At 53.7% G+C, this 9,659-nt stretch carries 5 protein-coding genes and 2 pseudogenes; 5 read left to right on the top strand and 2 right to left on the bottom strand.

What is annotated here, in order from left to right; all coding sequences use genetic code 11:
- Window positions 1-73: 73 nt before the first annotated feature.
- A pseudogene (locus ACR0AM_RS21050) lies at window positions 74-307 on the bottom strand (IS6 family transposase); the annotation flags it as partial.
- 1,622 nt (window positions 308-1,929) lie between these two features.
- Here ACR0AM_RS21050 and ACR0AM_RS21055 point away from each other — a divergent pair.
- From ACR0AM_RS21055 to ACR0AM_RS21075, 5 genes are all read left to right on the top strand, one after another.
- The gene (locus ACR0AM_RS21055) at window positions 1,930-4,068 is read left to right on the top strand and encodes an autotransporter family protein (protein ID WP_480623935.1); all 2,139 of its coding nucleotides are present in this window, start codon (window positions 1,930-1,932) and stop codon (window positions 4,066-4,068) included.
- A gap of 687 nt (window positions 4,069-4,755) precedes the next feature.
- Complete coding sequence (locus tag ACR0AM_RS21060) at window positions 4,756-6,132, top strand: hypothetical protein (protein ID WP_480623936.1); 1,377 nt, start codon at window positions 4,756-4,758, stop codon at window positions 6,130-6,132.
- Window positions 6,133-6,313: 181 nt separating this feature from the next.
- Window positions 6,314-6,577: a hypothetical protein gene (locus ACR0AM_RS21065; protein ID WP_480623937.1), complete on the top strand. Its 264-nt coding sequence runs from the start codon at window positions 6,314-6,316 to the stop codon at window positions 6,575-6,577.
- Window positions 6,578-6,682: 105 nt separating this feature from the next.
- Window positions 6,683-7,798, top strand: a complete 1,116-nt coding sequence (locus ACR0AM_RS21070) for a hypothetical protein (protein ID WP_480623938.1) — start codon at window positions 6,683-6,685, stop codon at window positions 7,796-7,798.
- The gene (locus ACR0AM_RS21075) at window positions 7,795-8,913 is read left to right on the top strand and encodes a nucleotidyltransferase family protein (protein WP_480623939.1); all 1,119 of its coding nucleotides are present in this window, start codon (window positions 7,795-7,797) and stop codon (window positions 8,911-8,913) included. Before ACR0AM_RS21070 ends, ACR0AM_RS21075 begins: the two co-directional genes overlap by 4 nt.
- 120 nt (window positions 8,914-9,033) lie before the next feature.
- Here ACR0AM_RS21075 and ACR0AM_RS21080 read toward each other — a convergent pair.
- Window positions 9,034-9,564 (bottom strand): annotated as a pseudogene (locus ACR0AM_RS21080) (IS630 family transposase); the annotation flags it as partial.
- Window positions 9,565-9,659 lie beyond the last annotated feature (95 nt).

Below are 9,659 nucleotides of genomic sequence, written 5' to 3' on the forward strand. Positions count from 1 at the left end.
TCCATTTTACTCTCCTGTCTTTGTTCCGATGCCATCATGCACCGGCCAAGAGAGCTGTCGCTCAATTACTCAGAGTCTCGTCCATTCTCCAGGAGCGGTCGCATGGTCGTTTGCGGCGGCGCGCTGTTTCTGCAATCGCGCCGGAATACCGTGTGACCCATCGGTTCAGCGTGGTGTGATCAACCGATACGCCGCGTTCGGCCATGATTTCTTCCAGATCCCGGTAGGAAACACCGTAGCGGACATAAAAGAAGACCGCGAACAGGATCACATCCTTCGGATACTGCGCACCCTTGAAAGAAATCATAGACCAACCTTCAACTGGATAATGCCGTTCGCCACACAGGTGCTAACGCGATGAAGGTCAAGGGTCAAAAGTTTGCAACAGATCCCTTTGAGCTTCCTATTTGTTTCTGCATTTGCATCAACTGGTGCAAGAACAGACTTAAGCCGTTTGGTCGTTCCCGGTAGGGTTCGGCGGTCGGATTCCAACGACCTTGCGGGACTATTGCCCGTGAAGAAAATTTCCCTTAACTCATTATAAAATATTAATTTTCTAAAACCTTGCAGAACGAGACACGGCACCATTGATCAAATTTGTGGGGCAGATTTCGCAACTCAGCAAATTGTTTTATGTTCAGACAGGCGCACAGCTTTCTCGCCCAAAAGCATTGACAACATACAGGACCTAAACCCTTAACATTTGGTTACTTAGCCAAGCTAGAGTGGCCAGAGTGGATTCTGCGGGCGACATCGTCTAACCGTGCCCTGGATCCGATTGGAAGACAGGTGACAGCAAACCCCGGCGAACGTTTTCCTGTGTCCGGGAAGCACAGGCAGCCGCTTTGGCAAAGTGTAGTTTGGAACGATGAAAAATTGCAGAATTGCAATTCAAGTTTCGCGAGAACCAGTGTGCAGAGTTGCCACTGGTGGCTCGGGGCCCACTTCGGGTCATTGCGGTTAACCGACGGGAACTGTAAATGCAAAGTCTGCTCTGGTGCAGATGTAGTGAGTTGTAACAAGTGAAGAGTTTAAAGAATGAGAAAAACTGAACGCCTGGCACGTCTCAAAACTTCGGGCCGCAAAATTGGCAGTTGCAAACGATCCCCACGTGGCCACTTTATAGCCGGGTTGAGCGATCAGACCTTATCGCTATCGCCAAGCCTCGGGGCCTTCGATGCCTATCCCAGGGTCGGAGCGGTGATTATCGGGTTGGGCTCGCTGGCAATATTGTTCAGCAGTGATTTGGCCACAGCAGGCAATTGTATGGAAAGCGTCCCGCTATCGGGCAACTGGAGCTGCAATTCACCTGCAAACCCCGCAACAGACACCACTCAGAACCTTACGCCCGGTGCAATAGGCGGCGGATTGAACGTTACAACGAATGCCGGCTTTGGCATCACGACGACGAAGGGAAATGCGTTCACACTGGAAAACACCGGCGCCGCTACGGGCGATATCGTTTTTTCCGATACAAACAGTTCTGCGATAGCCGGTCAACTGAGCGGATTGGCTGTAACCAACCGCGGCACCGGCTCATTGCAAGTTACGTCGAATGGCGCTGTTTCAGGCCAGCAACAGCACGGCATCTGGGCGGGAAATGCAACGACAGCAGCCAACCTTTCTGTAACAACCGGCGACGTTACCGGTCTCCGCAGCGCGCTTCGGGCACAACATGATGGAACAGGCGCGCTGACGATAGACGCGAACGGCACCATTGTCAGCCGCAACCAGCGAGGAATTGACGCCCGGACTGCGAACAGAGCCACCGGTGGAACGAACATTTCGACAATGGACGTAACAGGTGCCACTGATGGGATTTTCGCGCGCCATCTTGGAACAGGTGCGCTGCAAATTACAGTAGTTGGTACAGTTTCCGGAACCGGCGTCGATGGCATTCGGGCAAGTAACGCCGGGCAGAGTTCGGATTTGACGATTTCCGCCAGAACTGTAAGCGGCGCACGAGACGGTATCTCCGTGATCAACAATGGAAGTGGTGCTCTGTCCATTGGAAGTGCAGAAAGCGTCTCGGGAAACACTGGCAGAGGGGTCGACGCACGGAATGCTGCCACAGCTACAAATCTGACAGTTTCAGTTCGCAACGTTTCTGGTGGATCAGAAGGGATTTTCGCGCAAAACCTTGGCACCGGCACTTTGTCCATAACCACAAACGGCAACGTTTCCGGCGGTACCGGCTATGCTATTGATACAGAAACAAACACAGGGGCGCGGACCGAAATTGCTCTCAATTCCGGGACAAACGTTTCCGGGACCTCCGGCCTCGCAATCCGCAACAACGGCGGGGACTCCGTCACGACGCTGAATTCCGGGGCCAGTGTGAACGGGGCAGTGCAGCTAAATGCCGGAAGAGACGATTTTGTATTGGCCGGCGGGGCATTGGGCGCCAATACAATCCTCTCTGGCGGAGACGGCTTTGACACTGTTTTTCAAACCAACCAAAACTATGATTTGGTCGGAAAAAATATTTATAATTTTGAATCTTTTGTCGCAGACGGAGGCCGCCTTTCGTTCAATGACAACTTTGTCGCCATAGGCGACGGGTCGGCATCAACCGGGCTGTTCCTTCGCAACGGGGCGATCCTGAACGCCGGGACTCAATTTGCATTGATGGGCAACCTTAACCTCAGCAGCGGCGTGTTCCAGGCGGCCGGGGGTGGATCGGGTGCATACACAGTTTCCGGCAATGTGACCAACAACGGGACCATAACCACCCAGGACGGCGCTGTGGGCGATCAGATTACGATACGCGGGGACTATGCCGGCTCGGGCCAAATTCGCCTGGACACGTCTCTCGCAGGCCCTGGCTCGACTTCTGATCGCATCGTTGTAACGGGGAACGCATCAGGCACCGGAACTGTGAATGTACAAAATGTTGGTGGCCAGGGTGACGTCACCCAGACCGAGATCGAAGTTATTACCGTAGCAGGTGGATCCACCGCGAATTTTACACTTTCGGGCGGAAACTTCGTAACGCCGTCTGGTGAAGGGGCTTTGATTGCCGGTGCCTATGTCTACACCTTAAGACAAAACAGCGCCGGTAACTGGAGTTTGGTTTCAGGGACCGGAAATACACCTTTCTTCCAACCCGCGATCCCGGTTTATGAAAACTATGCGCGCAACCTTCAGGCGTTGAACGCGTTTCCGTCGCTGAGGCAAAGAGTTGGCGATCGGCACGAAAGAGCTCTGGCAAGCATGAATTCGGCCGATGTCGTAGACGACATCGATGCCGGCTCGCCGCTGTGGGTGCGCCTTCAGGGCTCGGACCTGCGTGTCGATCCACAAAACAGTTCGACGAACGCGCGCGCGGATATTGATGTCTTCAATATCTCCGGCGGCATGGACTTCTTGTTGCTCTCGGGTTCGAACGGATACCTCGTCGGAGGCCCGACTTTCAAATACAGCAAGGCAGACAGTTCTGTAAGCTCAAGTTTCGGGAATGGCCGCATCGACACCACCGGCTACAGTTTCGGCATCGCCTCGACCTGGTACGGGCATTCTGGCTTCTATGTGGACGGCCAGCTGAAATACAACTGGTATGACAGCGACCTGACATCGGACTCTCTGGGTGAACTGATCAACGGGAATAACGGAACCGGCTACGGCGCTTCGATCGAGCTGGGCAGGACATTCGAGACTGGCAACCGTTTTAGCATCACACCGCAAGCACAGCTTAGTTACACTTCGGTTAACTTTGACAGCTTTTCCGGCCCAAATGGAGAGCGGGTGGACCCCACCAGCGCCAAAAGCACTCTGGCCCGCCTGGGGATATTGGCCGAGTATCAAAGTGGAAATGATCAACAGCCGGGGTCAATCTACGGGCTATTCAACCTCTATCACGAATTTGAAGGGAACGCTCAGGTGTTTGTATCCGGAAGGGAAATTTCCAGTGACCTCGACGCGTGGGCCGCAGAAATCGGAGCCGGTACTTCATATGCATGGAATCCAACAGCCAGCGCATATGGTGAGATCAGCTACGCCACCGGATTGGAGGATTTCGGGGATAGCCGGCGCATCCAGGTAAATTTGGGCATCAGTGTTCTCTTCTGAAACCTGGTGGGGTATCCCTTCAAGGTATCGGAGAACAGCGCGCCAGGGTGACCGTTTGTGCCGCCTCATAAGGCCTTCTCCGTTCGGGTGGCAATCTGACCTATTCCCCAAAAGTCCAAGAGCTTGGCTGCACTGCACACGGCGGTGAAATCATTCCGGGGTAATTGATACTGAAACGTCAATTCAGGCGCACAAGTCCTGCGCGAGAAGCAGCAGAATGAAATCCGGATTGCGCAGTTTTCGGGCGACTTTCCAGTCGCTGGATTCACCCTTTACTTGAACGAAAACCATATCTGAATTGCATGTTGAAATTGGTGCCCGGCAAGAGCGGTGTATCAGGTGCTCCACGGCGCTCTGAAATACCCTCTGTAATTCGGTCGCCTAAGGGAGCTTGCAAACGATCTAACTCATTAACATCAAAGGGTTTTCAACCTTTCGGTCAAACGCCTGACCCGGTAGCGCCACCTACCCTTACGCTCACCCGAGGTTTCAATATGTTGCAAACTCAATACGCCATGCAAAAATTATGTGGCGGGCAGTCTTTATTGAAGACGAAGCAGCTGCAAAGTCCTAGTCTGTGGATCAATAGGGTGAAATGATAAAACCCCGCATTTGGTGGGCATCCGGGACAAAAGCTGCATTGAGCAAAACACTGCGGCATAATGATAGAAATAAATTGAGGCCATAGTGGGACGGTATCTGATCTATCGCGGCTTTCTTGCTGGTGTGTGTTCTGTCTTTTGCGGTATGCCCGTCGCTGCTCAGGAGGGCGGGACGCAGGTAGTTCTGGGCTTTAGCCAACGCTTTGTAACCGACGACAACCTGGATCTCGATCCTGTCAGCCTTGGAAGAACGACATTCGCCGAGACCGGTCTGTCCCTGAATTTGAACCGCGAGACTCCGCTCGACAGGTTCAGTTTTGGAGCATCCGCAGTGGTGCGGGCGGTGGATGGTCCAGGTGCGCAATCGGGGCTCGACGATCAGCGGCTCGATCTGACCTACGGTCGGCAAGGCGCGAATTCCGGCTTCAGCTTCAGCGCCGGATACCTTCAGTCCAACATTGAATTTCTGCGGCCCCTTCAGGACTTTGAAACCTCCGATGGCAAAATATTATTGCCGCCGGATCTGGACAATCTGAACGGGACCGGGAACCGGGAACGCTTCAGAACCGGAGCGGGGCTTGAACTTGGGCGAGGAGGTCCATTCGAAGCCAGAATCGCGGCGGAATACCTGGCGCTGAAATACACTGACACAACCGACCCCGGGTTGTTTGACAATGAACGCACCAATCTGGGCGCTGATTTTGGCCTGCGGTTGTCGCCAACGGTCACAGGGACTTTTGGTGGCGCCTATCGGCTTTACAACGCCGACGATACTGAAGACACGCGCCGGGAAACGGTCAGAAACTATATTGGCTTGAACTACGCGATTACTCCGATCTGGAATCTTGATGCGCGCTTTGGCTATGCCACCATTGACACCCGTGAATTTGGCACCACAACGCGGTCGGATGGACCCGAGGGCCTGGTTCGGTTGGTCAGAGAGATGCCCAATGGATCAGTGAGCGCCGAGGCCGAGCAATATGTTACCGAAGACGGAGAGATCCAGACACTTAGTGTCGGACGTTCCTTCACTTTGCCCACAGGGGATTTTGCGGCCTCCATCGGCGTCGCCGATTCCGAATTGGATCAGTCAGCAGTCATAGGATCACTCAACTGGCGTCAGGAAACGGCGCAAGGGGAGTTCAGCGCCTTGTTCCGGCGCTGGGTTGAATTTGACGAAGAAAAAGGCAACGTCGTAAGGACCGGACTGTTCCTAGGATACAATTATCAGATCAACAGCGTATCAGGCATTGTTTTGGACGCGGGCTATACGATCAGTGAAGAAATAAACAACCAGATCGACCGGGCCGACTTTGTTGCCGCGTATCAGCATTCGATTACAAAGGACTGGGCCGTTCGCACAGGTTACAACTATCGCATGCGCAACGAACGCGCGGAACCGCGCGCCAATTCTCATTCCGTGTTCGTTACGCTGGGACGAGATTTTATGATTCGGCCCTGACATTTAGGATTTCCCCCACAGAGAATCGCGTGGATCAGCCAATTTTCCATCGGATCGGGCACATATTTAGTCAAGGCGAGCTTATTCGTTGCCTCAAATGCAACAGTAAGCGCTGTTAGGTTTCAATGTTGAAACTTTTGATGGAACTTAGAGTTACTTGCCCGAACCCCCAGAAATTGGTATGATATTTGATGCTATGTTAGTGGTGAAGGTAACGGGTATGGACGAGAAACAAGACGTTATCGAAGACGTTGAACGTCGCGAGGTGATGTCAGCAATCCTGAAATATTCTGCGGTAGTGGGCGGCGCTTCGACGGTGGTGCTATCAGCGTCCGACGCGGTGGCTAAATCGGCGGCCAGTGGCTCTCCGAAAAAGAAACCGAGAAAATTCAAGAATCGCTGGGGCAAACCCAAGAAACGGACGCGCAGATCGCGGTTTTGGTAATATCTCGCCAAAGCGGCCTTTCTTAGAGATCTAGGTTTTGTAAATGCAGGCCTCGGTGCTTTCCGCAATGGAGGCTAGGGCCTGTATCTGTCGGAATTTGTTAAATTGATTGATCTTGGTGAGATCCGATACCCCGCCTCGAAGCTGGAGGTTGTTGATGTCGGTAAATCCTTCGCTATGCACTCACCAGCCAGTGGATCTATAGTCCTGACCAACATGTTAGGGCGTGCTGTGCTGGACGAAATACTATACGGTAATGGCCCCGGATATTTAGCGGAGGACGAGGCCAAAGCAATTTCGGCAATTGTTGATGACTGGAAGAATGCCGGTTTGTTTGACGATAGACCGCGCCCTTTCCCGCGCCCCCCTCTGGAAGTCCGGGAGGCGATTACCCAGGCTGTGAGTTACAGGTCAGCGAAGGGTCAGTTCAGCGTTGAAACGGACAGCCGGGAATTGACGAGGGAACTTGATGAGATTCTGTTTTCCTACAGTGATGACGCGGGCGAAGTCGGGCCCGCTAAAACGTTCCGCTGTGTGGCTGACAAAAGCGGTCAACTTGCGCTGAGTTTTCAGGGCAAACCAATTTGGAGTCGAACAGACCGGGACGAGGCCAGATTTCTATTGCTGAAAGAGGCGGCACAGGTCTTGTGTGGCGAAGGTGAGGTTGGGGCAGTTTTACATGGTTCCGCAGTTTCTGGCCCCTCGGGAAAGGTTCTGGCGTTCATTGGCGAAAGTGGCCAGGGCAAATCGACCCTGTCTCTGGGGCTCGTGGCCAATGGCTGCCATTCTCTTGCAGACGATCACATCCCACTCGCATGTGACGGGCGTTCTGTTCTCGCATTTCCCACTGCCGCTGCTGTCAAATCCACCGCATACAACCTGCCAGAAATTCGACAGCTGTTTGGCCGATTTGAACATCACAAAAGCACCAGAGATGGCGTTACTTACATCCACTTGCCCACGGGTTCCTCCGCTGGTGCAAGCAAACCGATCAACGCTGTGATCGTTCCGCAATATATGGCCAGCACAAAACCGGGTTTGGAACGCGTGTCGCCGGAAGAAGCCTTTGCCACCTGCATTCGGTCAGGCGCCCGCCCCTGTCGCGCAAGTCCGCAAATCAACTCGATTTCAACGCTTTGCAACACAGTGCCATTCTATCTCCTCAAGTTTTCGTCGTCGTCTCAGTCGATTCCCATTTGCCTCGACCTTCTGGCAAAATGAGGGATGTTGTCGGGCAAATATCGGTCACGCACAAAGCGATCCTGCTGTTGACCCGCACCTACTTCTCAGGGCAGCCGGATGAAGGCCTGATGACCGCGCTCAAACACGCGCGGCCCGAGCACCTGGCAAGAGTGGCTCAAAACAACCACGTCCACGCGCTGGTGGGAAAAGTTCTGGTTGAAAACCAGGAATTGATCAGCACCGTCCCGCGGGACCTTTTTCTCTATTTCAGGTCAATGCACGAGGCGAACGCAACGCGGCTAACACAAGCGAAACAGCAACTACACTCAATCCGCCAGGCCCTGTCACAGGCCGATGTTCCGGCAGTGGTCATGAAGGGTGGAGGTGACGCGTTGGACCCCCTGCATAAAGACTCTGCAATTCGCTTTGTCGGCGATCTTGATATTCTGATACCGCAGGAACTGGTCGGGCCGGCTAAGGATGCATTGCTTGGCATTGGCGCAGAATCTCCGCCCACCGCCACCTCCTCCGCAAACTCGGATCTAAACTGGCGCGGTACCCGTATCGTTCAACATCATCTTCCGAAGATTATCCACGCGGACTGGGAGCTTCCGGTAGAGTTGCACACAGCAGTTGGCCGAGGCACGATGGATCGTCTATTACCGGCACGCGATGTTCTTTCCCGTGCCCAAGAAACGTCCCTGCCTGGCCTCTACATAATGTCACCTGAAGATCGCGCGTGCCATCTGATATCCCACACTCTGTATCACTACGGAACCTTCGATCTAAGGTCTTGGATTGACTGGACCAGCTTGCGTAGCAGATGCGATATTAAAAAAGTGAACGCACACTTGACGCAATTCGGGATGGGGACTGTCGTCGCTGAATTCGAGGCTATGGCGACTTACCTGACACAACGAGCGCAGAAAGATACAAGTATCTGCAATAACCCCCATGTGGACGAAGCCATATTGAGGTTTGGCAGCACGCGAAGTCGAAAAATACAATACGCCCCACAACTGATCGCCCGAAAATCCCGGGCATTGTTGAGGTCTCCCGAGTATCGGAACCACATCCTGAAGCAGGTGATCCACCTCTCCTGGTGGCGAGATTTCTTCAGAAATCATGCCACCATATTCAGGAATCTAAGGTGAACCCCTGCCGAGCGCATCAGAACATCTGACAAGCCGTTGGGTATTGGTCGGGCCGATTTTGACGTTCTGATGCGATGTATTTCGCCATTGGTTATGCAGCTAAGCTAAAGCTTTGAGCTTTTAACCTGAGGCATATCCGGCCTCGCAAAGATAGTTCCAACACTCCTGCGGGGTGAACAGGTCGCAGATTTCTGCGAGGGCGGTGAACATTTGGTCGAATGTGCGGGCACCGATCCGCCGAAGATGCGCCTTCAGTTTCGAGAACGCCATTTCAATCGGATTGAGGTCCGGCGAGTACGGCGGGAGGTAGAGGAACCAACAACCCGCGTCCTTCAGGGCCTGCACAGCCGACTTGTTGTAGTGCGTGGCAAGGTTGTCGCAGATCACCGCAGTTCCGGGTGTCAGCTCCGGTGCCAGAACGTCAGCGACATATGCTGCAAAAGCGTCACCATCCATGGCCCCCTTGATGACCCATGGTGCGATCAGGCTGTCGTGGGTGAGACCCGCGATGAAGGTCTGTGTGCCCCATGCGCCGAAAGGTGCATCCATTTCCAATCTCTTACCCCGCAGGGATCGGCCCCGTAGCCGTGTCAGGTTGGTTTTGACCGAGGTCTCATCAATAAAGACAAGGCGCTCCGGCGCAGCCCGCATGGCATGTCAATGGCATCTCAAATTTCCCCAGAACGGGCAGGTTAAAATTCCCCAGTTTGGCGGTTTCGGTTGTCAGCCGGTTCAGTGACTTGCTG

The sequence above is a fragment of the Ruegeria sp. AD9 genome (assembly GCF_056542305.1).